At 70.6% G+C, this 23,788-nt stretch carries 19 protein-coding genes; 7 read left to right on the plus strand and 12 right to left on the minus strand.

Annotation, left to right across the window (positions count from 1 at the left end; genetic code table 11):
* Positions 1 to 103: 103 nt before the first annotated feature.
* Positions 104 to 1,567 carry an MFS transporter gene (locus ACIRPT_RS08465; RefSeq protein ID WP_403824113.1) on the minus strand — a complete coding sequence of 488 codons (1,464 nt, stop codon included), beginning with the start codon at positions 1,565 to 1,567 and terminating at the stop codon, positions 104 to 106.
* Positions 1,568 to 1,640: 73 nt separating this feature from the next.
* Between ACIRPT_RS08465 and dusB the strand changes: the two genes are divergently transcribed.
* Both dusB and ACIRPT_RS08475 read left to right on the plus strand, forming a co-directional pair.
* A complete protein-coding gene (gene dusB, locus ACIRPT_RS08470; RefSeq protein ID WP_403824115.1) occupies positions 1,641 to 2,768 on the plus strand; it encodes a tRNA dihydrouridine synthase DusB in 1,128 nt (375 codons plus the stop codon).
* Positions 2,769 to 2,866: 98 nt separating this feature from the next.
* Positions 2,867 to 3,442, plus strand: coding sequence for a MarR family winged helix-turn-helix transcriptional regulator (locus ACIRPT_RS08475; RefSeq protein ID WP_403824118.1), 576 nt, complete (start codon positions 2,867 to 2,869; stop codon positions 3,440 to 3,442).
* A 34-nt stretch (positions 3,443 to 3,476) separates the two neighbouring features.
* Here ACIRPT_RS08475 and ACIRPT_RS08480 read toward each other — a convergent pair whose 3' ends face one another.
* Entirely contained in the window at positions 3,477 to 4,415 is a 939-nt protein-coding gene (locus ACIRPT_RS08480; protein ID WP_403824121.1) for a helix-turn-helix transcriptional regulator, read from the minus strand.
* A 101-nt stretch (positions 4,416 to 4,516) separates the two neighbouring features.
* Between ACIRPT_RS08480 and ACIRPT_RS08485 the strand changes: the two genes are divergently transcribed.
* A complete protein-coding gene (locus ACIRPT_RS08485; RefSeq protein ID WP_403824124.1) occupies positions 4,517 to 6,034 on the plus strand; it encodes an MFS transporter in 1,518 nt (505 codons plus the stop codon).
* Positions 6,035 to 6,599: 565 nt separating this feature from the next.
* Positions 6,600 to 9,347, plus strand: a complete 2,748-nt coding sequence (ppdK, locus tag ACIRPT_RS08490) for a pyruvate, phosphate dikinase (protein ID WP_403824127.1) — start codon at positions 6,600 to 6,602, stop codon at positions 9,345 to 9,347.
* Between the two features lie 237 nt (positions 9,348 to 9,584).
* On the opposite strand, the gene ACIRPT_RS08495 is transcribed toward ppdK, so the two are convergent.
* Positions 9,585 to 9,866 carry a hypothetical protein gene (locus ACIRPT_RS08495; protein WP_403824130.1) on the minus strand — a complete coding sequence of 94 codons (282 nt, stop codon included), beginning with the start codon at positions 9,864 to 9,866 and terminating at the stop codon, positions 9,585 to 9,587.
* A gap of 682 nt (positions 9,867 to 10,548) precedes the next feature.
* Here ACIRPT_RS08495 and ACIRPT_RS08500 point away from each other — a divergent pair.
* Positions 10,549 to 11,379, plus strand: a complete 831-nt coding sequence (locus tag ACIRPT_RS08500; RefSeq protein WP_403824133.1) for a helix-turn-helix domain-containing protein — start codon at positions 10,549 to 10,551, stop codon at positions 11,377 to 11,379.
* A gap of 88 nt (positions 11,380 to 11,467) precedes the next feature.
* Here the strand turns inward: ACIRPT_RS08500 and ACIRPT_RS08505 are convergent, their stop codons facing one another.
* The 3 genes from ACIRPT_RS08505 to ACIRPT_RS08515 form a co-directional block, all read right to left on the minus strand.
* Positions 11,468 to 12,427, minus strand: a complete 960-nt coding sequence (locus tag ACIRPT_RS08505) for a TauD/TfdA dioxygenase family protein (RefSeq protein WP_403824631.1) — start codon at positions 12,425 to 12,427, stop codon at positions 11,468 to 11,470.
* 226 nt (positions 12,428 to 12,653) lie between these two features.
* Positions 12,654 to 12,794 carry a hypothetical protein gene (locus ACIRPT_RS08510; protein WP_403512201.1) on the minus strand — a complete coding sequence of 47 codons (141 nt, stop codon included), beginning with the start codon at positions 12,792 to 12,794 and terminating at the stop codon, positions 12,654 to 12,656.
* A 23-nt stretch (positions 12,795 to 12,817) separates the two neighbouring features.
* Positions 12,818 to 13,843 carry an Lrp/AsnC family transcriptional regulator gene (locus ACIRPT_RS08515; protein ID WP_403824136.1) on the minus strand — a complete coding sequence of 342 codons (1,026 nt, stop codon included), beginning with the start codon at positions 13,841 to 13,843 and terminating at the stop codon, positions 12,818 to 12,820.
* Positions 13,844 to 14,028: 185 nt separating this feature from the next.
* Here ACIRPT_RS08515 and ACIRPT_RS08520 point away from each other — a divergent pair, with 185 nt between their 5' ends.
* Both ACIRPT_RS08520 and ACIRPT_RS08525 read left to right on the plus strand, forming a co-directional pair.
* Positions 14,029 to 15,525: an MFS transporter gene (locus tag ACIRPT_RS08520; RefSeq protein ID WP_403824139.1), complete on the plus strand. Its 1,497-nt coding sequence runs from the start codon at positions 14,029 to 14,031 to the stop codon at positions 15,523 to 15,525.
* A gap of 59 nt (positions 15,526 to 15,584) precedes the next feature.
* Positions 15,585 to 16,049 carry a VOC family protein gene (locus tag ACIRPT_RS08525; RefSeq protein WP_403824142.1) on the plus strand — a complete coding sequence of 155 codons (465 nt, stop codon included), beginning with the start codon at positions 15,585 to 15,587 and terminating at the stop codon, positions 16,047 to 16,049.
* A 188-nt stretch (positions 16,050 to 16,237) separates the two neighbouring features.
* On the opposite strand, the gene ACIRPT_RS08530 is transcribed toward ACIRPT_RS08525, so the two are convergent.
* The 6 genes from ACIRPT_RS08530 to ACIRPT_RS08555 all read right to left on the minus strand — a co-directional run bounded on the left by ACIRPT_RS08530 (position 16,238) and on the right by ACIRPT_RS08555 (position 23,488).
* Positions 16,238 to 17,101: a carbohydrate ABC transporter permease gene (locus ACIRPT_RS08530; protein ID WP_403824145.1), complete on the minus strand. Its 864-nt coding sequence runs from the start codon at positions 17,099 to 17,101 to the stop codon at positions 16,238 to 16,240.
* A 2-nt stretch (positions 17,102 to 17,103) separates the two neighbouring features.
* Positions 17,104 to 18,069: a carbohydrate ABC transporter permease gene (locus tag ACIRPT_RS08535; RefSeq protein ID WP_403824147.1), complete on the minus strand. Its 966-nt coding sequence runs from the start codon at positions 18,067 to 18,069 to the stop codon at positions 17,104 to 17,106.
* Entirely contained in the window at positions 18,066 to 19,307 is a 1,242-nt protein-coding gene (locus tag ACIRPT_RS08540) for an ABC transporter substrate-binding protein (protein WP_403824634.1), read from the minus strand. Before ACIRPT_RS08540 ends, ACIRPT_RS08535 begins: the two co-directional genes overlap by 4 nt.
* 975 nt (positions 19,308 to 20,282) lie before the next feature.
* Complete coding sequence (locus ACIRPT_RS08545) at positions 20,283 to 20,450, minus strand: hypothetical protein (RefSeq protein ID WP_403824150.1); 168 nt, start codon at positions 20,448 to 20,450, stop codon at positions 20,283 to 20,285.
* Between the two features lie 239 nt (positions 20,451 to 20,689).
* Positions 20,690 to 21,487, minus strand: a complete 798-nt coding sequence (locus ACIRPT_RS08550; protein WP_403824153.1) for a maleylpyruvate isomerase family mycothiol-dependent enzyme — start codon at positions 21,485 to 21,487, stop codon at positions 20,690 to 20,692.
* A 57-nt stretch (positions 21,488 to 21,544) separates the two neighbouring features.
* A complete protein-coding gene (locus ACIRPT_RS08555) occupies positions 21,545 to 23,488 on the minus strand; it encodes an APC family permease (protein WP_403824156.1) in 1,944 nt (647 codons plus the stop codon).
* Positions 23,489 to 23,788: the final 300 nt, after the last annotated feature.

The following is a 23,788-nucleotide window of genomic DNA, read 5'->3' on the forward strand; positions in this document are numbered from 1 at the left end:
AGGCTGGTGCGCGGTTCCGGTCCGCCGCTCCGATCCGCCCTCCCGATCCGCCGTTCCGATGCGGACGGGCGCCCCGTGTGCGTTGGCCCGGCGCGCCACCCGGCTACTGGGCCCCCGTACGCGCCGTCGCATGCCCGCCCCGCGGGGGCTCGTCCTCGAACAGCTCCGCGGTCTTCCGCGCCGTCCCCAGCGCCCAGCGCCCGGTCGTCAGCGCGCCCAGCAGCAGAATGGCCGCGCCGCACCCGGCGATGATCCACCAGGCCGGACGTCCGGCCGCGAGGAACTCCTCCCCGGTGGCGCCGGCCCGCGCCCCACCCGCCAGTACGGCGCCGATCACCGCAACGCCCAGCGACTGCCCCACCTGGCGGCTGGTCGAGGCGACCGCGGCCGCCACCCCGGCCTGGGTGCGCGGCATCCCCGATACCGCGGTGTTGGTGATCGGCGCGTTGACCAGCCCGAACCCGATACCGAACACCACATACCCGGTGAACAGCAGCGCCGTCGTCGCCTGCGCGTCGAACGCCGCGAAGAGCAGCCCGCTCGCCCCCATGAACGTCCCCGCCAGCAGCAACGGGAGCCGGGGCCCGCGGGCGCCGACCAGCCGCCCCGACAGCGGCGCGAAGATCAGCGACATGCCCGCCATGGGGATCATGTAGAGCCCGGCATCCAGGGCGGACAGCCCGCGCACGTTCTGCAGATACAGGGTGTTGATGAAGAGGAAGCCGGCGAGCGAGGCAAAGGCGCAGACCGCTATGACGGTGGCCCCGCTGAACGGCGCGCTGTGGAAGAACCGGAGATCGACGAGGGGCTCGCGGCGCCGGCGCTCGTAGCCGACCAGGGCCACCAGCGACACCAGCGCCACCACCACCAACGCCAGGATCTCCGGCGACGCCCAGCCCGCCCCCGGCGCCTCGATGATCGCGTACGTCAGCGAGCCCAGCAGCGCGATCACCAGCAGCTGACCCACGGGGTCGACGCGGCGCGGCTTGGGGGCGCGCGATTCGGGGACGTAGCGCAGGGTGAGGAAGAGCGCGAGGGCGCCTATCGGGACGTTCACCCAGAAGATCGAGCGCCAGCCGACGGACTGCACCAGCAGCCCGCCGATCACCGGCCCGGCCGCCATGCTGATGCCGACGACCCCGCCCCACACCCCGATGGCCCGCGCCCTCTCGCGCGGTTCGGTGAACGTATTGGTGATGATCGACATCGCGACGGGATTGAGCATCGAGCCGCCCACCGCCTGCAGCATCCGGAACGCCACCAGCCACTCGAGGCCGGGCGCCAGGCTGCACAGCAGCGAACCGATCGAGAACACCACCAGCCCGACCAGGAAGATCCGCCGCCGCCCCAGCCGGTCCGCGGTCGACCCCGACAGCATCAGCAGCGACGCCAGGACCAGCGTGTAGGCGTCGATCGTCCACTGCATACCGGACACCGAGGCGCCCAGCTCGTGCTGCATGGACGGCAGGGCGACATTGAGGACGGTGTTGTCGAGGCTGACGATCAGCAGGCTCATACAGCAGATCGCCAGCACCAGCAGACGTCGTCGGCGGTTGAGCTCGGCCATGGTTGAACGCTACAACGATCCGGGACTTCCGGCCCTGGCAGGGGCACCCGAGCGGTGCGGGACAATGGACCCCATGACTTCGCTGCGAATCGGTCCGCATACGGTGCAGCCCCCCGTGGTGCTCGCGCCGATGGCCGGGATCACCAATGCCCCGTTCCGGACGCTGTGCCGGGAGTTCTCCGGCGGCAAGGGGCTGTTCGTCAGCGAGATGATCACCACCCGCGCGCTGGTCGAACGCAACGAGAAGACCATGCAGCTGATCCACTTCGACGCGACCGAGAAGCCGCGCTCGATCCAGCTGTACGGCGTCGACCCGGCCACCGTCGGCAAGGCCGTCCGCATGATCGCGGAAGAGGACCTGGCCGACCACATCGATCTGAACTTCGGCTGCCCGGTCCCCAAGGTCACCCGCAAGGGCGGCGGCTCCGCGCTCCCGTACAAGCGCAATCTGCTGCGCGCCATCCTGCGCGAGGCGGTCACCGGCGCCGGCGACCTGCCCGTCACGATGAAGATGCGCAAGGGCATCGACGACGATCACATCACCTTCCTCGACGCCGGCCGGATCGCCGTCGAGGAAGGCGTCACCGCCATCGCCCTGCACGGCCGCACCGCCGCCCAGCACTACGGCGGCACCGCCGACTGGGACGCCATCGCGCGCCTGAAGGAGCATGTCCCGGAGATCCCGGTGCTCGGCAACGGCGACATCTGGTCCGCCGGCGACGCCCTCCGGATGATGCGCGAGACCGGCTGCGACGGCGTGGTCGTGGGCCGCGGCTGCCTCGGCCGCCCCTGGCTCTTCGGCGATCTGGTGGCCGCCTTCGAGGGCAGCGGCGCACCCAAGGCGCCCGGCATGCGCGAGGTCGCCGCCGTCATGCTGCGGCACGCCGCGCTCCTCGGCGAATGGATCGGCGACGAGAAACGCGGCGTCATCGATTTCCGCAAGCACGTCGCCTGGTACCTGAAGGGTTTTGCGGTCGGCTCCGACATGCGCAAGCGGCTGGCCATGACGGGCTCGCTGGCCGAGCTCGAGGACGGCCTCGGCGAGCTCGACCTCGACCAGCCCTGGCCGCAGGGCGCGGACGGCCCCCGCGGCCGTACCTCCGGCAACAACCGGGTCGTGCTGCCCGACGGCTGGCTCAAGGACCCCTACGACTGCGCCGGCGTCAGCGAGGACGCGGAGCTGGACACGTCGGGCGGGTGACATCGGGCGGGTGATCCGGCCCGCGAGGCCTCGGCCGCGATATCGATGGAGCCCGTACGGGTCCCGACAGGGGACCGGGCGCGATCGAGGGAGACGCCGTGGTCAGCGGACACCGTTCCATCGGGGACACGGAGAAGGCCGTCCGGGCCAAGCTCGGCGACCTTCCCGTCCACCACCAGCAGATGGCCGCGGTGGCCAACATCTACCGCGCCGCGGCCACCGTACGGCAGCACTTCGAGAACTCCGTGCTGCGCGGGGTCGAGCTGACCTGGACGTCCTTCGTCGTGCTGTGGGTGGTGTGGATCTGGGGCGAGATGGAGACCCGCCGGGTGGCCGAGGAGGCCGGGATCTCCAAGGGCACGCTCACCGGCGTCGCCCGCACGCTCCAGGGCCGCGGCCTGGTGGCGCGCAGCACCCACCCGACGGACGGACGGCTCGCGCTGCTCGCGCTCACCCCCGCGGGCGAGGCGCTGATGACGCAGGTCTTCCCGCAGTTCAACGCGGAGGAAGGCTTTGTCACGGACCCGCTGAGCGACGAGGAGGCGGTGAGCCTGGCGGATCTGCTGCGCCGCATCGTCGTGCAGGTCGAGACGCACGGCGAGGATCGTCGGCTGGAGCTCCTGAACGGCCAGGACCCCCACCCGCGGCGCAGCGGCCGCCGGCCGAAGGGCTGATGACGGCCCTGGCGGCCGGGCCGGCCCGCGGGGGTCACCGAGTGGCCGCGGCCACCATCCCCGCCGCCCCGATCTCCCGGAACCGGCACAGGAGTTCATCGATCGCGCGGACCGCGTTCTCGTCCGCCGGCGTATAGATCCACATTTTGGTGCCGGGGGCGGCGGTCGTCGTAAAGCCGGTCGCGGTAATGGCGACCTCGTCGCCGTACACCGTCCGGAACTTCTTGCGGTGCGTGACCGGCGCGGACACCTCATGCCGGGCCCACATCTCCGCGAACAGCGGGCTGGCGTCGGAGAGTTTGCGGATATACGCCCGCCAGCGCGGGTCGCCCAGCCGCCGCCCGTATTCGCCCCGCAAATGGCTGACCATAAAAGCGACCTCGCACTTCCAGTCCACCAGCGGCTGGGATTCCGCATCCTCGGTGAAGAGGCGCCACAGCACATTGCGGTCCGACGGCGGCAGGATCGCCATACGGGGATCGAGCGCGGCGTATGCGTCATTGAAAGCGAGTACGTCATAGCGGGCGCAGACCATGCTCGCCGGCAACGGCGTCAGTGAATCCAGAATGGTCTGGGCCTCGGGCGGCAGCGCCCCCGGCGGTGGCTGTGGCGCCGGCGGCGGCGGGGCGGCTCCGGGGACGTCCGCGAGGCGGTGCAGATGCTCGCGCTCCGCCGCGTCGAGCAGCAGCGCGCGGGCGATGGCGTCGAGCACCTGAACGCTCGGGTTGATCGCCCGTCCCTGTTCGAGCCAGGTGTACCAGGCCACTCCGACCCCGGCACGCTCGGCGACCTCCTCACGGCGCAGCCCCGGCGTACGGCGCCGTGGTCCGGCGGGCAGGCCCACGTCCTCGGGCGCGATGCGCTCCCGGCGCAGCCGCAGAAACGCGGCGAGTTCGCCGCGCCGCGTGGACGCGGCGGCCGCGGAACGGGCGGCTGCGGTACGGGCGGTGGTCCTCGTGGTGGTGGTCGGCACCGGACCATCTTGCGGGACGCCGTGGCGCGGTGCCAGATACCGCCGGTACCAGGATCGCTGGATACTGGTACCCCCATAAGCGGGTCGCGAAGATCGCCGTCATGAGCGAGACGACGTACGACCCGAATCCCGCACCGGACCCCATTCCCGCATCCGGCCGGGACTCCCTTTCCACCCGAATTCCGGTACCCGAACACACTCCGGCCGCTCCACGGAAACGGCCGGACGGCGGCGGCAACAAAAACGGCCGCAACAACAACGGCATCCTCCTCGTCGTCCTCGGCGCGGTATTCATGGCCCTGCTGGACTCGACGATCGTCAATGTCGCCACTCCCGCCATGCGGACCGATCTCCACACCACCGGCTCCGCACTGCAGTTGATCGTCTCCGGCTATACGATTTCCTACGCCGCGCTGCTGATTACGGGGGCCCGGCTCGGCGCCCGCAACGGATACCGGGCGATATTCCTGACCGGCCTCGCCCTCTTCACCGCGGCCTCCTTCGCCTGCGGTCTCGCGCCCGGCGCGGGCCCGCTGATCGGCGCCCGCGTGGTGCAGGGAATCGGCGCGGGGCTGATGATCCCGCAGATCTACAGCCTGATTCAGCTGTCGTTCCAAGGGGCCGCCAGGGCACGGGCGTTGAGCCTGTACGCGGCGGTGGTCGCGCTGGCCGTGGTGGTCGGCCAGGTGGCCGGCGGGCTGCTGGTCAGCGCCGATCTGTGGGGCACCGGCTGGCGGCCGGTCTTCCTGATCAATGTGCCGGTCGGTCTGGCGCTGCTGGCCGCGGCGGCGCGGCTGCTGCCGCGCGAGGTGGCCCCGTCGCCCAAGGGCCTGGACCTGCCCGGCGTGCTCACGCTGACCGCGGCGCTGCTCCTGCTGGTCGTACCGCTGGTCCTCGGCCATGAGCAGCACTGGCCGCTGTGGACGCGGCTCTGCCTGGCCGCCGCGGCCCCGGTGTTCGGGGTGTTCGTGCTGGTGGAACGGGCGGTCGCGCGCCGGGGCGGCGCACCGCTGGTGCCCGGCCGGGTACTGGGGTCACGGGACCTGGTGTGCGGCGCCGGCTCGCTCTTCTTCGGCATGGCCGGCTACGCGGGCTTCCTCTTCGCCTTCTCCCAGCATCTGCAGTCGGGGCTCGGCGAGTCACCGACCCGCGCCGGACTGACCTTCGTCCCGCTGGCCGTCGGCGTCGCCGTCGGCAGCCTCACCTGGCAGAAGCTGCCCGCCCGCAGCCACCGGGCGATGATCGCCGCGGCCTGGGCGCTCGCTGCGGCCGGCTATCTCGGCATCGCCCTCGTCATGCGGACGGGCACCCAGGGCGGCCTCGCGCTCCCCGCCCTCCAACTCGTCGTCGGTCTCGGCATGGGCTACACCACCAGCCCGCTGCTGACCCTCGCCCTGTCCGGGGTCGATCCCGCCGATGCCTCCGACGCCAGCGGGGTGCTCACGACCGTGCCGCAGATCGCCCAGGTGGTCGGCGTCGCGGCGTACGGCAGCGTGTTCCTGGCCACGGCCGACCGGGCCTCGTCCGCGCACGCCCTCTATATGACCGCGCTGCCCATCGCGGCCGGAACGCTGGTCAGTGCGCTGGCGGTGGTGCCGCTGCTGCGCAGGCGCGCCTGAGGCGGCCGGGGCGCCCGCGGCCGAGGAACAGGGCGCCGCGCCGTATACGAAGCCGGCCGGACCGGGCGGGGGTCCCTTCGGCTCCGAACTAATGGCCGGATCCCGACGCTCACGCTTCGTGGTGGGGAAGGGGCGACCGCATCGAGGTGGAGCTGAGGGGGAGTCGAGGCGAAGTCACCCCTTGATCGTTTAGTCGAAGAGGGTCCAAATGATGGAACCGCGTCACACATGAGCGCGTGATTCTCGCCACCCCTGATAGGGGGTCCGCTCACATGAGCGTTCACGGTCCGGCTCCACCTCTCCAATGATGGCACTGGGTGCCACGCTCAGTGTGTTCGACTGATCAAGTGAACGGTCGCAATGAGTAACGCAATGGCGCTCTCCTGACTGCACAGCGGAATCATGTGTTCAGGTATTGAAGTTAAGCCAGAAGGCCAGATCACTTTCGATCCGCTGGCCGACACCCGGTTACGCACGTATGTCGACCAAGTGGACGTACCCATACGCCTTCGATCTGGGTATGTTCCTCGCCGTCAGGGCAGCCCGTCGGCGAGGAGCCAGTCCCGTGCCGGAAACACAAGATCCCCACGTAAGCCAGTCCGCGTCCGTGTCGACGCCGGTGAAGTTCGTCTATGACTTCACCGAGGGCCACAAGGGCCTCAAGGACCTCCTCGGTGGCAAGGGCGCCAACCTCGCGGAGATGACCAACCTGGGACTTCCCGTCCCTCCCGGCTTCACGATCACCACCGAAGCCTGCAAGGTCTACCTCGAGAGCGGCTCCGAGCCCGCGGCACTGCGTGCCGAGGTCTCCGAGCACCTCGACGCGCTTGAGCGGCAGATGGGCAAGAAGCTCGGCCAGGCCGACGACCCGCTGCTCGTATCGGTGCGTTCCGGTGCGAAGTTCTCCATGCCCGGCATGATGGACACCGTCCTCAACATCGGCCTCTCCGATGCATCGGTTTCCGGCCTTGCCACGCAGGCCGGTGACGAGCGGTTCGCGTGGGACTCCTACCGCCGCCTCATCCAGATGTTCGGCAAGACCGTGCTCGGCGTGGACGGCGAGCTCTTCGAGGAGGCGCTCGACGACGCCAAGCGCGCCAAGGGCGTCGTCATCGACGTCGATCTGGACGCGGCCGACCTTCAGGGCCTCGTCGGGCACTTCAAGGACATCGTCGCCAAGGAGACCGGCCGCGACTTCCCGCAGGAGCCGCGCGAGCAGATGGACCTCGCGGTGCGCGCGGTCTTCGACTCGTGGAACACCGACCGGGCGAAGCTCTACCGCCGCCAGGAGCGGATCCCGGGCGACCTCGGCACGGCCGTCAACGTCTGCTCCATGGTCTTCGGCAACCTCGGCCCCGACTCCGGCACCGGCGTCGCCTTCACCCGCGACCCCGCCAGCGGCCACCAGGGCGTCTACGGCGACTACCTGCAGAACGCCCAGGGCGAGGACGTCGTCGCCGGTATCCGCAACACCGTGCCGCTGGCCGATCTCGAGGGGATCGACAAGGCCTCGTACGACCAGCTGATGCAGATCATGGAGACGCTCGAGACGCACTACAAGGACCTGTGCGACATCGAGTTCACCATCGAGCGCGGCAAGCTGTGGATGCTGCAGACCCGGGTCGGCAAGCGCACCGCCGGTGCCGCCTTCCGCATCGCCACCCAGCTCGTCGACCAGGGCCTGATCGATGAGGCCGAGGCCCTCCAGCGGGTCACCGGCGGGCAGCTGGCGCAGCTGATGTTCCCCCGCTTCGACCTGGACGCGAAGTCCACCACGATCGGCCGCGGCATCGCCGCCTCCCCGGGCGCGGCGGTCGGCAAGGCCGTCTTCGACTCGTACACCGCCGTCAAGTGGTCGCGTTCGGGCGAGAAGGTCATCCTGATCCGCCGCGAGACCAACCCGGACGACCTCAACGGCATGATCGCCGCCGAGGGCATCCTCACCTCCCGCGGCGGCAAGACCTCGCACGCCGCCGTCGTCGCCCGCGGCATGGGCAAGACCTGTGTCTGCGGCGCCGAGGAGCTGGAGGTCGACACCAAGTCGCGCCGGATGACGACCCGCGAGGGGACCGTCATAGAGGAGGGCGACGTCGTCTCCATCGACGGTTCCACCGGCAAGGTCTACGCCGGCGAGGTGCCGGTCGTGCCGTCCCCGGTCGTCGAGTACTTCGAGGGCAAGGTCGACACGGAAGCGGAGGGCGCCGACGAGCTGGTGCGGTCCGTGCACCGTCTGATGACGTACGCGGACTCGCAGCGCCGGCTGGCCGTGCGTACCAACGCCGACAACGCCGAGGACGCCGCCCGCGCCCGCCGGTTCGGCGCCCAGGGCATCGGCCTGTGCCGCACCGAGCACATGTTCCTCGGTGAGCGCCGCGAGATGGTCGAGCGCCTCATCCTGGCCGACACCGAAGCCGACCGGGACGCCGCGCTCGCCGAGCTGCTGCCGCTCCAGCAGTCCGACTTCACCGAGCTGTTCGAGGCGATGGACGGGCTGCCGGTGACCGTGCGGCTGCTGGACCCGCCGCTGCACGAGTTCCTGCCCGACATCACCGAGCTGTCGGTCCGGGTCGCGCTCGCCGAGGCCCGCAAGGACGCCAACGAGAACGACCTGCGCCTCCTCCAGGCCGTGCACAAGCTGCACGAGCAGAACCCGATGCTGGGTCTGCGCGGCGTCCGTCTCGGCCTGGTCATCCCCGGCCTGTTCGCCATGCAGGTACGGGCGATCGCCGAGGCGTCGGCCGAGCGCAAGAAGGCGGGCGGCGACCCGCGCGCCGAGATCATGATCCCGCTGGTCGGCACGGTCCAGGAGCTGGAGATCGTCCGCGAGGAGGCCGAGCAGGTCATCGCCGAGGTCGAAAAGGCCTCCGGTGTCAGCCTCTCGCTCACCCTCGGCACGATGATCGAGCTGCCCCGCGCCGCCCTGACGGCCGGCCAGATCGCCGAGTCGGCCGACTTCTTCTCCTTCGGTACGAACGACCTCACGCAGACGGTCTGGGGCTTCTCCCGCGACGACGTCGAGGCCAGCTTCTTCACCGCGTACCTGGAGAAGGGCATCTTCGGCGTCAGCCCGTTCGAGACCATCGACAGGGACGGCGTGGGCGCGCTCGTCCGCAACGCCGCCGCGGCCGGCCGGGCCACCCGCCCGGACCTCAAGCTCGGCGTCTGCGGCGAGCACGGCGGCGACCCGGAGTCGGTCCACTTCTTCCACGAGGTCGGCCTGGACTACGTCTCCTGCTCCCCGTTCCGCATCCCGGTCGCGCGCCTGGAGGCGGGCCGCGCGGCAGCCGAGTCCCAGGGCAGCGACAGCCGCTGACCCTACGGGTGCCGCGGACGCCCCAACGTCCGCGGCACCACCCCGCTCGACCACCGGAGCCGGCCCCGCCCGGCACCTCACCCTCAGCCGCCTGGCTGTCGGCTCCGGCACCCCAATGAGGGCGGCACCTTGTGCGGAGGTGCCGCCCTCAGCCTTTCCCGGGGCTTGGGCCGGCGCTGTGCCGGTGTGGGCGTCTGGCGCTGTGCCCCTCTGCCGGTCCGTTCGCGTATCCCGTTCTCACCCGAGCGGATCGACCGTGGCCCCGATGTCCAGCCGCTCCGCCCGCCGGTGCGCGGTCCAGGCGAGCGCGAGGTCCTGCCAGGGGAGGCCGACGGGCGCGCAGACGGCGCGGGCCGCGGCCGTCGTACGGCCGGGGTGTGCGCCGCGCAGGACCTCGCCGAGGGCGTCATCGGCGCCGCCGTGCAGGCAGATCACGCCGCGCAACGCGGGCCGGGCGCCCGGGAACTTGGCGTTGACCTTGACCGTGTACGCCTCGACTCCTGGCAGTACACCGGGCATCAGGGCCGTGGCCGTACCGGGGGACGGCAGATCGGTGCGCACCCGCTGCCCGACGACCGAGGCGGAATCGCGCGGCAGAAGCCCTCGCGCAGGGCGGCCGTACCGGACGCGGGATCGAGGACGGCCGGCAGATCGATGTGTGTCAGGATGCGGGTCGGGCTGCGGGGCATGCCCCGCATGATCCCAACTCGCCGCGGACGGAGGGCAAGGGCGGCACCTGTGCGGAGGTACCGCCCTCACTCTTTCTCCGGGCTCCCCCCTCGGGAGCTGCCGCCACCCCTGTCGGCGTGGGAAGGCGGCTCTTCAACGGAACGCTGAGCGGCCGGTTATTTGCCCATCACCCCCCACGGGATCGAGCAATCCGTTCCGTTCGCACCGCCGTTGAATTGACTACAGCATTCCGGTCGCCCGGCCGGTGGCGCGACCCTTTTCAACTCTGGCCAAAAGGGCATGGTGACCGCGCGTGTTGGCGTGCATACTCAGGGCGTACCGGGGGGTCAACCGAGGAAAGCAAGGTGGGGGTTCGGTGCTACGCGTCCATTTCAGTGGACTCGACCTGGCTCGGGTGCGCATTGCCGCACGCCCGGACGCACTGTGGGAGACCGTTTTGAGCTTTCACCGACTGCGAGACAGACGCGACGATTCCGCATTCGGCAGATGGCGATCGGAAACGCGGGGAAGGTTGAATGGCGAAACGCGGCTGCTGGCTCCGCTGGTGCCCACCCGCGGCTATTTCCCCGATTTCCTCACGCCCGCCGAAGGGCTCCTCGGCATGGACGAGGCGCTCGCCGCGCTGCGCGAAACCCCAGCGGCCCGGCTGCACGACGAGCTCTCCCGCCTGCCCACCGCCGCCCGCCCGCTGCCGGGCTGGATACGGGACATGGCCGAGGGCAGCAGCCGCTCGCTCGGCCGCCTCGCGGGCGTCCTCCAGCGCTATTACGAGGCCGCGGTCGCCCCGTGCTGGTCGCGCGTCCAGGGCCGTATCGAGGCCGACCGGGCCGCCCGCGGCCGGGCCCTCCTGGACGGCGGCGCGGACCGGCTGCTCGCCTCGCTGCCGCCGATGCTGCGCTGGCGGGCGCCCGTGCTGGAAGCCGACTACCCGGTGGACCGCGACCTCCATCTGAACGGCCGCGGCCTGCTCCTCCTGCCGTCGTACTTCTGCCGCCGCACCCCGGTCACGTTCCACAACCCGGACCTGACACCCGTCCTGGTCTACCCCGTCGAGCACCAGACGCCCCGCCTGACGCCGCCCGTACCGCCGGAACGCTCCCTGAGCCGGCTCGTCGGCCACACCCGTTCCGCGATCCTCCAGGGCATCGGCATCGGCTGCACCACCAGCGAACTCGCCCGCCGCGTCGATGTCTCCCTGGCCTCCGCCAGCCAGCACGCGACCGTACTGCGCGACGCCGGCCTCCTGCTCACCCTGCGCCAGGGCAACGCCGTCCTCCACACCCTGACCCCGCTGGGCGCGGCGCTGTTGCGCGGGGCGCGCACGGCGGAGATGCAGGGATGAGAGGACGGCGCGGCCGTTCCTTCGCTCATCGCGGCCGGGCCCTTGCCCGGTACGGCCGTTCCCTTGCTCGGCGCGGCGGTTCTCTTTCTCAGTGCGGCCGGTCGCCCGCGATGGCGACCCGCTCGGCTACCCGGCGGTGCGTCCCGTAGTCGTTCACCGCATAGTGCTGCGTGGCGCGGTTGTCCCAGAACGCGACGTCCCCCGCCCGCCACTTCCACCGCACCTGGAACTCCGGTACCTGCGCTTGCTGGAACAGCACCCGCAACAGCCGGTCGCTCTCCGCCTCCGTCAGTCCCACGATCCGCGTGGTGAAGGACGCGTTGACGAACAGCATCCGCCGCCCGGTCTCGGGGTGGCGGCGCACCACCGGATGCTCGACCGGCGGGAACTCCCCCTGAAATGGCGCCAGTTGGGCGGCGGAGTAGAAGCGCGCGAACCCCGGGAGATAGTCGTGCACCGCCCGCGCCTTATTAATCCGTGCCCGGATTTTCTCCGGCAAATTGTCGTACGCGGCGGCCATATCGGCCCACATCGTGTCCCCGCCGGCCGGTGGAACCTCGCGCAGCTGCAACACCGCGCCCATCGCGGGCCGTTCGCGGAAGGTGACATCCGTGTGCCATACGTTCTCGAACGTCGGCACCGCACCGTCCGCCTTGTCGAACCGCACCACATCCTTCGCGTCGCCCCGCGCGAGCAACGGATTGGTCTCCAGCTCTCCCCAATTACGGGCGAATTCCCGCTGTGCATCGGAGGCCAGATGCTGACCGCGGAAGAACAGCACCTTCCACTCCAGCAGCGCCCGGTTCAGCTCCGCCCGAAGCTTCTCGGGCAGCGGCCCGGAGAGGTCCAGACCGCGAATTTCGGCCCCGATGGTGGCGGCCTGCGGCACCACCTCGAAGAGCTCGTACGGCCGGTCCGTCCAGCCGCCGGGGGTGCGGCGCAGGATGCGGTGGCCCTCGTACAGCCCGTCGGCGGGGATGCGGTGGGGGCGGAGGGTGGGGGAGTCCACGGGGGCCGTGGGGGCCGTGGGAGCGGTGGGGTTGGCAATGGCCGTCAACTGGTCCTCCTGGCGGGAGAGATGGCAAGCGATGCGGCAAGGGATGCGGCAAGCGATGCGGGGAGAGACGGGGAGAGACGGGGGGAGACGTGTGGGGAGGTAGCGGAGCCGTCGTACGGGACGATCCCGGGGGAAGCCGTACGTGGCGTCCTAGAGGGAAGCCGTCGGGCGGGGGAACGCCGTGGGGTCGCCGAGGGGGCCGAGGACGCCGGGGGCGTCAGGACGTGCGGCGACAACCGGCCGGGGGAGATCCCACCCGGCCGCGGCGGCGCAGAAAGGTCAGGCCGCGGGGCGCGCACTCGCCGTGGGGGCCGCCGTCGCGCGGCTCCGCCTCACGGAAGATCGAGTACATGCTCATGCCAGGCACCGTACCGCATGCCGTCAGCGGCGGCCACGGTCCGCCCGGCGGGAGCCCACTGCCCCGGGCAGGAACGAACCCGCCGCCTTGACGGTGCGCAGCAGGGGGGAGGTCTCCAGGGTGTGGATCGCTTCGAGGGCGCCGAGGCGGCGGGTGAGGTAGCGGTGCAAGGCGGCCGGATCGGGGCACAGGGCCTGGGCGACCAGATTCGTCGGGCCGGTGGTGGCCGCGACGAAGGCGAGCTCGTCGTGCTCGGCCAGGGCGGTCGCGACGTACTCGAGGTGCGCCGGAGGGACGGCCATCCACAGCAGGGCCCGGGTGGGCGCGCCGAACAGCGCGTCATCCACCTCCACATCGAAGAAGATCGCGCCGGAGGCCCGGAGTTCGGTGAGCCGGCGCGCGACGGTGGCCGGCGACCAGCCGGTGGCGGCGGCCAGTTCGGCCTGCCCGGCGCGGCCGTCCCGTTCAAGCGCGCGCAACAGGTCATGGTCGGTGGCGGCCACGCGCCGCCGGTCGACGGGGATGCGGTCGGCGTCGGCCCGCTCGGGCGGCCGGAGTTGACGTTGCTGCCGATCGGTGAGGGCGGTGGCCCGCCCACGCCAGGCGGTGGGGCCGCCGAGGTAGGTGTGCAGCAGATAGTGGGACGAGACCGCTGTGATGCCCGAGGTCCGCGGAATGTCGTCCAGTACGAGCGAGTGCCCGCCGTCGGCGCCGCTCGACGTATCGACGACCGCGACGATCTCGGTGCCGCCGGAAGCGAGCTTGACCCATGAGGTGTCGGCCCGCCGGGCCAAGGCCTGGGCGAGGTCCTGGGCGGCGCGCGGGCCAGCGGTGAGCCGGACCAGCCATTGGGCCCGGCCCGCGCGATGCGGTTCGGGCAGCCCGACGACCCGCAGTCCGGCATCGGCCCGCAGCCGCCGGTAGCGGCGGGCCACGGTCTGCGTCGATACGCCGAGCGCGTCGGCGATCCGGCTGAAGGGCGCCCGGCCGTCGATGTGCAAGGCGTGCACCAGGCCGCGGTCCACGTCGTCCAGTGGGGAGTCCGGCATGGCTCGAGTATGGCTCGGAGGGGTTCGGACCGGGCTCGGAGACGGCTCCCGCATGGAAGAAAACCTCTGCACTCCACGGCGCTGCGGAAGAAACCAATGAATCCCACGTGACAGATGGAACGGGTGCGAGGTGGCTCGGCACCCTCGGTCGTGCACTCGCCGAAACGTCACGAAGGGAAGGGCCCATGGAGAAAGTCGATGCGCAGGATGCTCAGGATGTGGTGAACGGTGCGCACGAGGAGCAGGGTGCGGCGAAAGGTGCCGCGGTGCACGACGAGGCCGATGCGTCGGCCGTGCCGTACCGATGGCGCTGGGGCGCGCTGGTGACGCTGCTGATCGCCGAGGCGATGAATCTGCTCGACGCCACGATCACCCCGGTCGCCGCACCGGTGATCCACGCCGACCTCGGCGGGCCCGCATCCGACATCCAGTGGTTCGGCGCCGCCTACACCCTGCCGTTCGCGGTGCTGCTGGTCACGGGGGGACGCCTCGGGGACACGGCCGGGCGCAAGAGGGTCTTCCGGATCGGCGTCGTGGGGTTCCTGCTCGGCTCGCTGGCCTGCGCCGCGGCCGGTTCGCCCGGGATGCTGATCGCCGCGCGGGCCGTTCAGGGCGCCGCGGCCGCCCTGGTGATCCCGCAGACCATCGGCATGATCCGCGGCATGTTCGACGGCCGGGAGCTCGCCAAGGCCATGGGAAGCATCGGCCCGGTCATGGGCCTGGCCGCGGTCTGCGGCCCCGTACTCGGCGGGGTGCTGACGCACGCCGATGTGCTCGGGTCCTCGTGGCGATCGGTCTTCCTGGTCAATATTCCGCTCGGCGTCGGCGTACTCATCGCGTCGTCGCTGCTGCGCGAGGACCGGTCCGCGCACCGGCCGCGCCTCGATCTCCTCGGCACGGCGCTCGCCGTCCTCGCCATCGGCCTGACCGTGTTCCCCCTGATCGAGGCCGGCACGGCCGGATGGCCGGCCCGCAACGTGGCCGCCCTCGTCCTCGGCCTCGCCGTCCTCGTGGTCTTCGGGTACCACCAGCGCCATCGCGCCCGGCGCGGCCGCAACCCGCTGGTCGAGGCCAGTCTGTTCCGTCACCACGGCTTCCCCGCCGCACTGGCCGCGTCCACGCTGTTCTTCGCGGTGGTCAACGGCCTGACGCTCGTCGTCGTCCTCCAGCTGGAGCTCGGGCTCCACCTCGACGTCCGGTCCGCCGGGCTGACGCTGCTGCCGTGGTCCGCTGCGATGGCGGTGGCGTCCTGGACCGCCGGCAGCCGCCTGGTGCCGCGCTTCGGTGCCCCCGTGATGTTCGCCGGTCTCACCGTCCTCCTGCTCGGCGCGCTGGCGGCCATCCTCGTCTACGCCACCAGCCCGGCCGGCAGCCTCCGGTGGCCGCTGCCCGTGGCGCTCGCCGTCTGCGGCCTGGGGCAAGGGCTGTTCGCCGTCCCGTACTTCACCACCGCCCTGCACCGGGTCCGCCCGCACGAAACCGGTTCGGCCGCCGGTCTGCTCAACGCCGTCCAGCAACTCGGCGGCACCCTGGGCGTCGCCCTGCTCGGCACGGTCTTCTTCCACGCCGGCGCGTCCGCCGGGGCCCGGCACGCGTTCTGGGTGGCCGTCGTCCTCATCGTGACCACCGGTGCCGCCGCGGTGTTCATGACCACGTCCGAGCGCGCCGCGCTGCCCGACTAGGCGGGCGGCACCCCGTCCCGCGGCCCCGATGTCAGTGCCTGGGTCTATAAGTGGTGACCATGACCTCGACTCCGCTGCACTGGAAACTCGTCATCGACGCCCAAGACCCGCACGCCCAGGCCGACTTCTGGGCGGCCGCACTCCACTACGAAATCGAGGACCACGGCGCCCTCATCGGCAAGCTCCTCGGTTTCGGCGCCATCCAGCCCGAGATCCTCATCGACCACCACGACCGGCGCGCCTGGCGGGACGCGGCGGCGGTACGCCATCCCGACGACCCGTACGACGCGGAGAGCGGCACGGGGCTGGGGCGTCGGCTGCTCTTCAACCGCGTACCGGGGTCGGAACGGAAGACGGCCAAGAATCGCCTGCATATCGACCTGCACGGCCCCGCGGGCGAGCGGGACGCCGAGGTTGAGCGCCTGCGCGTCCTCGGTGCCCGGATCCAGAGCCACGTCAAGGAGCAGGGCGGCGAGTGGGTGGTCATGACGGATCCGGAGGACAACGAGTTCTGCGTGCACTAGCCGTTCTGCCGTCCAGCCGTCCAGCCGTCCAGCCGTCCAGCCGTCCAGCCGTCCAGCCGTCCAGCCGTCCAGCCGTCCAGCCCTTCAGCTGTCCGGCTGTGGTCCGGTGGGTCCGGCCGCCGCGGTGTCCGTCGACCGTCAGGACACCACCGAGGCCACGACCGCCGAGGCCGCGCCCGCCCCGCCCGTCAGTCGTCGATGCCGCTGCGTTCCACCCCCGCCACGATGTACCGCTGGAGCAGCAGAAAGACGACCACCAGCGGCGCGATCGACACGGCCGCCGCCACGAACAGCTCATGCAGATTCAGGTTCTGCGCCGTGGTGAACGTGGACAGCGCCACCTGTACCGTCCATGCCTCCTGGTCCTGCCCGATCACCAGCGGCCACAGAAACGCGTTCCAGGCCCCGATGAACACGATCGTCCCGACCGCGGCAAAGACCGGCCGCGTGTTGGGCACGACGATCCGCCAGTACGTCCGCCAGTACCCGAGCCCGTCCACCCGTGCCGCGTCCTCCAGCTCCTTGGGGAAGCCCAGGAAGTACTGCCGGAAGATGAAGCAGGCGAAGGCGCTGAACAGCGTCGGAATCACCAGCCCCCGCAACGTCGAGATCCAGCCGAGCGACGACACCAGCACAAAGCTCGGCACGAACGTCACGGCCGCCGGGACCATCAGCGTCCCCAGGATCACGTAGAAGACGACATTGGCGTAGCGGTAGGGAATCCGCGCCAGCCCGTACCCCGCCAGTGAGGCGAGCACGATCGTGCCGACGGTCGTCGACACCGCGATCAGCGTCGAGTTGAGCAGCGCCCGCGCCATGGGCAGGCTCGGGTCCCGGAACACCTCGGTCAGATTCGACCACCGGAGCTCGCGGGGGAAGAACGTCCAGTCGGGCGAGGTGATCTCCCGCTCGGTCGCCAGTCCGTTCCGTACCAGCAGATAGAACGGCACGAGGAACAGCAGCGCGAGGGCGATGAGTATCACCACCCGCAGCGCACGCCCGGCCTTGGTCAGCGCAGCGTGCGTGTCCTGCTTCGGCATCGGCTTCGGCATCCTCAGTCCTCCTTCCGGCCGAGGCCGAACCAACGGGCCTGGACGACCGTCGCCACCGCGATGATCAGCGCCAGGATCACCGCGCCCGCACTGCCGAGCCCGAGGTTCTGATCCCGCCCGAGCGCCGTGTAGTAGAGGTAGACCAACGGCGGCCGGGCATAGGGCGGATAGCCCCGCGCATCGCTCAGCAGGTTGTAGAACTCGTCGAACGCCTGGAACGCATTGATCACCAGCAGCAGCACCACCGCCACGGACGTGGCCCGCAACTGCGGAAAGGTGATGTGCCGAAAGACCTGCCGGCCCGGCCGCGCCCCGTCCACCGCCGCGGCCTCATACAACTGCGGTGAAATCCTTTGCAGCCCCGCAAGAAACAAAATCATGTAGAAACCGGCTTGCAGCCACAGCCGTACGGTGACGATGACGAGCCAGTACCACGGCGGGTCGGTGGTGGACAGCCAAGCGGTCTGATCGGCCCCGAACCACCCCAGCACCGTATTGGCCAGCCCGAACCGCACCCCGTTGAAGATGGACAGCTTCCAGATCACCGCCGCGACGACATACGAGCACGCGGTCGGCAGGAAGAACACCGACCGGAAGAACGCCTGGGCGACGCGCAGCCGGTTGACCATCAGCGCGAGCGAGAGCGACAGCACATAGGTCGCCGGCACGATGAACGCGGTGAACAGCAGGAACGTCCCCAGGCTGCCGAGGAACGCATCGTCACCCAGCATCGCCGTGTAATTTCCCAGCCCCACGAAGTCCTTGCCCGTGGGCGTCACGGTGTTGTGCGCGTCGAAGAGGCTGAGGTAGAGGCTCCACAGCAGCGGTACGTAGGTGAACAGGCCCAGCCCGATCGTGAACGGCCCGACGAAGACCCAGAACCAGAGATTCCGCCGCTGCGGCCCGAGCAGCCGGGCGACGAAGCCGGGCGCGGCGCTCCCCGCGGTCCCGGATGCCCGTGCGCTCACTTCGCCGTCTTCTTCTTGACCTGCTGCAGCTCGGCGTTGACCTTGCGCACCACGCTCTTCAGCTCGCTCTCCGGGTTCGCGCCGTCCTTGATGATCCGGCTCAGCGCGTCCTGGTAGGCGTTACGGGCGGCGGTCGTCCACAGCAGCGGCTCGGCATGGCCGTACTCGGTGGCGAACCGCGTCGCATCCGCCGCCGCACCTTGCTGCAACTGCTTGGCCTTCTTTGCAAGCGAGATCCGCGCCGGGATGTGGAACCCGTACGACAGCGCAAAGTCTTGCTGAAAGTCCCTCCGCTCCACCCACAGCCACTTCACGAAAGCCTTTGCATCCGCCTTGCGCTTGCTCCGTGCACTGACGGCGGAACCGTATGCACCGACCGGCACGGCCGGCTTGCCCCCGCTGCCGTCCTTCGGAAAGGGCAGCACCCCGAAGTCGTCCCCCAGCGCCTTCTTGATCCCCGGCAGCGCCCACAGCCCCGACCACTGCATCGCGGTCAGCCCCTGGACGAAGGCGGCCGGATCGGACCAGTCCGTGGGCGCGCCCAGCAGCAACGACTTGTCCGCATACAACTGCCGGATCTTGCCGAGCGCCCGCGCCGCCGCCGGATCATCGAACCCGACCTTGCCGTCCTCATCGATCAGGCTCAGCCCCGCCGCGTGCAACGGCGTCCCGCTAAGCACCCCGACCCCGCCGTCGTTCCCGAGGAACAGCCCCTTGGTCTTCTTGCTGCTGAGCTTCTTCGCCGTATCCACCAGCTCATCGAGCGTCTGCGGAGGCCGAACCCCGGCTTCCTTCAGCAAACTCTTGCGGTAATAGAGCATCTGCATGTCAACGACTTGCGGAATGCCCCAGACCTTGTCCTGCCAGATCTTCGGCGCCAGCACGGCTTGGTTGAAGTCGTTCTTGACCGACTCGATTTCGGCGGTCAGATCCTCGACCTGCCCACCCTGAATCTGTTCCAGCAACGGCCCGTTGACCTCGAACACATCCGGCCCGGAGTCGGTCAGCAACGCGGCCGCCGTCTGCCGGTCGTAGTCCCCCGGCCGCCACTGCACCCGCACATCGGCCTTCTTGTACGCGGCCGCATAGCGCTGCACGGCACCCTGCGTCCCCGGCTCGCCGTACTGGTGGTACCACTGGCTGATCTCCGGCCCCGAACCCCCACCCCCACGACCGGTGTTGGACCCACATGCGGCCAACGCCCCGCCGGCCACCAGACCCCCGCCCGCAGCCAACACCCGCCGCCTACCGACGCCTAAATCGCTCCGGTTACTCCCACCACTCTGATCACTCCCACCACTCCCGATTCTCCCGCCACTTCCGCTGCTTCCGCTGCTTCCGCTGCTTCCGCCCATCCGCATATCGCCCCCTGTGGTCGTAGCCCCGCAGTGCTCGTCGATCAAGGTGTGCTGCGCCCGACCACTGTGCCTCAGACACATGAAAGGCGCATGGCAACTGTGCGAATCCGTCTTCCGAAACCCGCTGCAAGCAACCGAAGGAGAGCCGCCTCACGGAAGCGGATACGCCACCGCGACCTGCATCCCACACGAGTCACACCAAAACGCCCACCCATTGGCATCCACCGCATGCGACCCGCACCCCATGCAGGGATCGGACACGAAGTTGGCCAGCTGCATCCCCTGGCTCGTCCGCCGAGGAGCCGCCTGCCGCTCCAGCGCATAGCAGGGAATGCACAACCCCCCCGCCGTCCCCGGCAACTTCATATTCCGCAGCTCACAGCGTGTACAGCGCACTCTGTCGACGTACTCGGGGGGCAGCGCATGCAGCCGGTTGCCCTCACGGGGAGTCGCCACGTCGTCGTCCGCCTCCTACGCCGGGACCGTCCCGGTGCCCATGCACCGGGAACATTGCGTCGTGGTGAGGTTGCCGTCCTGCGTCTCCCACTCGACGGTGCCGGCACCCCGGCACTCCTCACACGGCACTTCGGGCGGCATCGTCATACATCCAGAATTCCACGACCGGTTACGCCCCGTCAGCGCGTTGTCACTACAGCCCCAAGCTCTGTGCGAACGGACAAGGCGCGAGATCCGGCGACACGGACAACTCCACCGAAAACCTGGTGACGCACCCGCCCGCCCCGGTCGCGATCACCTCATGGGCCCTCGCCGTCCCGCCGGCTGCCATGGGGACGGTGGCGGTGGGCAACGCCGGTTGGGTCGACGCCTGTGCGCATCGCCGACCAAGCGCCCACATCACCACACGGAGTCGTGCAACAGGCCCCGCATCCAGGCGGGCGACCCGGCGCCTCTCTTGTCGATCCCCGCCAGGCCGTCTTCCAGTTGATAGCGGAGATCCAGCTGTTCGGGATCACACGGTGCCATGGCCATGAAGTGTGAGGCGAGCTTGCGGAGTTGCAGCATTCTCACGAACGAAAGGAGGTTTGAAGCGGTCACCCTGCCCGGGCTCCAGGACTCGGGCTCGTCTTCAGCCTGGGCACGCAGGACCATTCCGGTGGCGCCATCAATCACGACGGCCCCGCCCCACCACCGACCGATGAGGAAGAAGGGGCCCACAGCCTCGGAAGGCCGTTCACCGCCGGGCCAAGGGGGGAAGCAGCAATTCGCCGGTTGCCGCCTCCCGCAGGGGGTCTACCGCAGCGTCACGCGAAGATGACCTCTGCCAGCCAGAACTCCAGCAGATCCGTGTCCCCCTGGATCTCGAACGTGGCCGTGTCGGCCGGTCGTCGGCCGTAGATCAGGAGCAGGAGGTCGGTCAGGGGGGCGCGGACCGAGACGGTGGCCGGTTCGGGGGAGCGGCGCCAGGCGAGGGTGGTGCCGGTGAGGTCGACGAGCCAGTCGGCGGTGGCTTCTGGCGGGGTGTCGGTGGCGTGGAAGTGGAGGGTGCGGCCGGGGCCGAGGAGTTCGCGGCGTTCGGGGTGGTAGTCGAGCATTTCGGGCAGGGAGCCCAGTTCCATCCATTCGTCGAGGGCGTCGAGGGCCACGCGTTGGCCGACGGTGAAATCCGTGCCGAGGGTCAGGGAGGCGTCGGCGCGGTGGATGACCGTTTCGTGGGCCATGCGGCGGGCGAAGAAGCGGGGGGAACCGGAGGGTAGCGGTGTCCAGATGCGGGCGTCGGGGCCGGTGGTGCGGAGGGTGTCGGAGAGCCGTTGGGCGCCTTCGGTGAGCCAGGTGGCGAGCTCGGCGGGCGTGGTCGTGGTCTCGCGGGGGAGGGTGCGCAGGGCGGTGTCGGGCGGGGGCTGGGTGGCCCGGGTGCGGACGATCTCCTCGACCCAGCGGTGGGCCTCGCCCAGATGGCGTAGCAGCTGGGCGAGGTTCCAGTCCGGGCAGGACGGCACCGAGGCGGACAGGTCGGCGCCGTCCGTGAGGGAGGACGCCAGCGCGGCGGCCTGGTGGGTGATTTCGGCGCAGTGGTCTTCGTAGCTCAGAGTGAGATTCATGTGTCTCACGGTAAAGGGAGCCACTGACAATGGGCCGTCGGCACAAGGGGCAAGCCGCTACCGCGCGCGGGGGGACGACGTCTTGAGGCGGAAGCGCAGGCGGCAGATGACCGCGTCGGTGTTGCGGCGGACCGCATGGGCGACGACCGCGCCGCGCTGGTTCTGGAGCAGGCGCTGCCACAGGTGGGCGGGTTCGGCCTCGGGGATGAGGACGGTGACCCGGGTGCCGGGCCGGCGGTGGGTCAGGTCGCGCACGTACTCGGCTATGGGGCGGCCGACGGAGCGGGCGGGGGAGGGGAGTTCGAGGAGTTCCACGCCGGGGTTCCACAGTTCCCAGTCGCGGCGCAGGGCCTCGGTGGCCGGGCGGTCCTCGGGGTCGCCGTGGGTGACGGTGACCGCCACCACCTCATTGCCCAGGGACACCGCCGCGTTCAGGGCCTCGGAGGTGAGGAGGGAGAGGTGGGAGACGGGGACGATGACGAGGGAGCGGGCGGCGCGCGGCGGTTCGGGAACGCGGCCCAGGCCGAGACGCTCGCCGATCCGGGCGTAGGCGCGGTGGACGGCCTCGAAGGCGACGACGAGGAGCGGCAGGGCGATGACGATCAGCCAGGCGCCCTCGGTGAACTTGGTGGCGGTGACGATGACCGCCGAGACGCCGGTGAGGAGGGCGCCGAAGCCGTTCAGGGCGGCCTTGGCGCGCCATCCGGGGGAGCGGTCGCGGCGCCAGTGCCGGACCATGCCCACCTGGCAGAGGGTGAACCCGACGAAGACCCCGATGGCGAAGAGGGGGACGAGGGTGTTGACGTCGCCGCCGGAGAGGACGAGGAGGGCCGCCGCCACGGCGGCGAGGGCGAGGACGCCGTGGCGGTGGACCTGACGGTCCGCCTTCAGGCCGAAGACGTGCGGGAGGTGGTTGTCCCGGGCGAGCAGGCCCATCAGGACGGGCAGGCCGCCGAAGGAGGTGTTCGCCGCCAGGGCGAGGAGGACCATGGTGGCGAACTGGACCACGTAGAACGCCCAGTTGTGGCCGAGGGAGGCGTCCGCCAGCTGGGCGAGGACGGTGACGCCCTCGACCGGCTGGAGGTGGAAGCGGCCGATGAGGACGGACAGGCCGATCAGCATGATGCCGAGCAGGGCGCCGAGGGCGACCTCGGTGCGCTGGGCGCGCTTGGTGGCCGGGGCGCGGAAGGAGGGCACCGCATTGGCGACCGCCTCCACGCCGGTCAGCGCCGAGCAGCCGGAGGCGAACGCCTTGAGGAGGAGCAGGGCGCCGACGGCGGTCGCGTTGTGCGCCAGGACGGAGGGGTGGCCGTCGGCCGTCACCGTGGAGGCCGGGGCGTCGCGGAAGAGGCCGACGACGACCATGGTGAGGATGGCCGCGATGAAGACGGCGGTGGGGACGAGGAAGGCCTTCGCCGAGTCGACGATGCCGCGCAGGTTGATGCCGGTGATGAGGACGAGGACGGCGAGGCAGATCCCGACGCGGTCGTCGTAGAGGGTGGGGAAGGCCGAGGTCAGGGCCGCTACGCCCGCGGTCACGGAGACGGCGACGTTCAGGACGTAGTCGAGGATGAGCGAGGCGGCGGCCACCAGGGCGGTACGGCGGCCGAGGTGGGTCCTGGCGACCGCGTAGGAGCCGCCGCCGTTGGGGAAGGCGGCGATCACCTGGCGGTACGAGGCGACCAGTACGGCGAGGAGGGCGGCGATGGCCAGCGTGACGGGGAGGGTGAATCCGAGGCCGTAGGCGCCCGCGGCCGCCAGGACCAGGACGATCGACTCGGGGCCGTACGCGACGGACGCCATCGCGTCGAGCGAGAGGGCGGCCAGGCCCTGGAGCGCGGTCAGCCGGTAGCGGGCGTCGGGGTCGGGTGCGCCGGGGCCGGCGGCGGTGGGCGCCGGCCGGTCCGCGGGGTCCGCGAGCCGTTCGCCTCGTGCCCCGGCTTCGGTGGCGGTATCCGGCGGCTCTTCGGGCCGGCTGTCGGACTGGGACACCGTCGACATGGTTCGTCGTACCTCCGTACCGCACTGGGCTGTGCTGTGCTGTGTGGTGCTGGTTCAGCTCAGCGTGTGGGGCACGGATGCCGTGCGCTCGCCGTCCTGGCGTGCCCTTGGCGGGTGAGGGGGCGTTTTTCACGGACTCTTGACGCGCGGGCGCCGGTCATCCCGACGCGCGGGCGCCGGTCGTCGCGCCGGGCGCGCGGTCGGTTTCGAGGAGCCGCGGCCCGGCCGGGTGCCGCCGGACCGGCTCTGCGTTCTGAGCCGGTCCCGCGGCAGAGATGTTCTCGGCTCATGTCCAGGGCG

Origin of the sequence: Streptomyces sp. NPDC101227, from assembly GCF_044767545.1 — a bacterium.
Taxonomy (GTDB): domain Bacteria; phylum Actinomycetota; class Actinomycetes; order Streptomycetales; family Streptomycetaceae; genus Streptomyces.

What these genes read in the sequence shown, in the direction of transcription:
- ACIRPT_RS08525 (WP_403824142.1), top strand. Translation starts at nt 15,585, where the DNA reads ATGACCTCGACTCCGCTGCACTGGAAACTCGTCATCGACGCCCAAGAC.
- ACIRPT_RS08465 (WP_403824113.1), bottom strand. Translation starts at nt 1,567, where the DNA reads ATGGCCGAGCTCAACCGCCGACGACGTCTGCTGGTGCTGGCGATCTGC.
- ACIRPT_RS08520 (WP_403824139.1), top strand. Translation starts at nt 14,029, where the DNA reads ATGGAGAAAGTCGATGCGCAGGATGCTCAGGATGTGGTGAACGGTGCG.
- ACIRPT_RS08550 (WP_403824153.1), bottom strand. Translation starts at nt 21,487, where the DNA reads ATGAATCTCACTCTGAGCTACGAAGACCACTGCGCCGAAATCACCCAC.
- ACIRPT_RS08545 (WP_403824150.1), bottom strand. Translation starts at nt 20,450, where the DNA reads ATGCTGCAACTCCGCAAGCTCGCCTCACACTTCATGGCCATGGCACCG.
- dusB (WP_403824115.1), top strand. Translation starts at nt 1,641, where the DNA reads ATGACTTCGCTGCGAATCGGTCCGCATACGGTGCAGCCCCCCGTGGTG.
- ACIRPT_RS08555 (WP_403824156.1), bottom strand. Translation starts at nt 23,488, where the DNA reads ATGTCGACGGTGTCCCAGTCCGACAGCCGGCCCGAAGAGCCGCCGGAT.
- ACIRPT_RS08530 (WP_403824145.1), bottom strand. Translation starts at nt 17,101, where the DNA reads ATGCCGAAGCCGATGCCGAAGCAGGACACGCACGCTGCGCTGACCAAG.
- ACIRPT_RS08515 (WP_403824136.1), bottom strand. Translation starts at nt 13,843, where the DNA reads ATGCCGGACTCCCCACTGGACGACGTGGACCGCGGCCTGGTGCACGCC.
- ACIRPT_RS08485 (WP_403824124.1), top strand. Translation starts at nt 4,517, where the DNA reads ATGAGCGAGACGACGTACGACCCGAATCCCGCACCGGACCCCATTCCC.
- ACIRPT_RS08510 (WP_403512201.1), bottom strand. Translation starts at nt 12,794, where the DNA reads ATGAGCATGTACTCGATCTTCCGTGAGGCGGAGCCGCGCGACGGCGGC.
- ACIRPT_RS08495 (WP_403824130.1), bottom strand. Translation starts at nt 9,866, where the DNA reads ATGCCCGGTGTACTGCCAGGAGTCGAGGCGTACACGGTCAAGGTCAAC.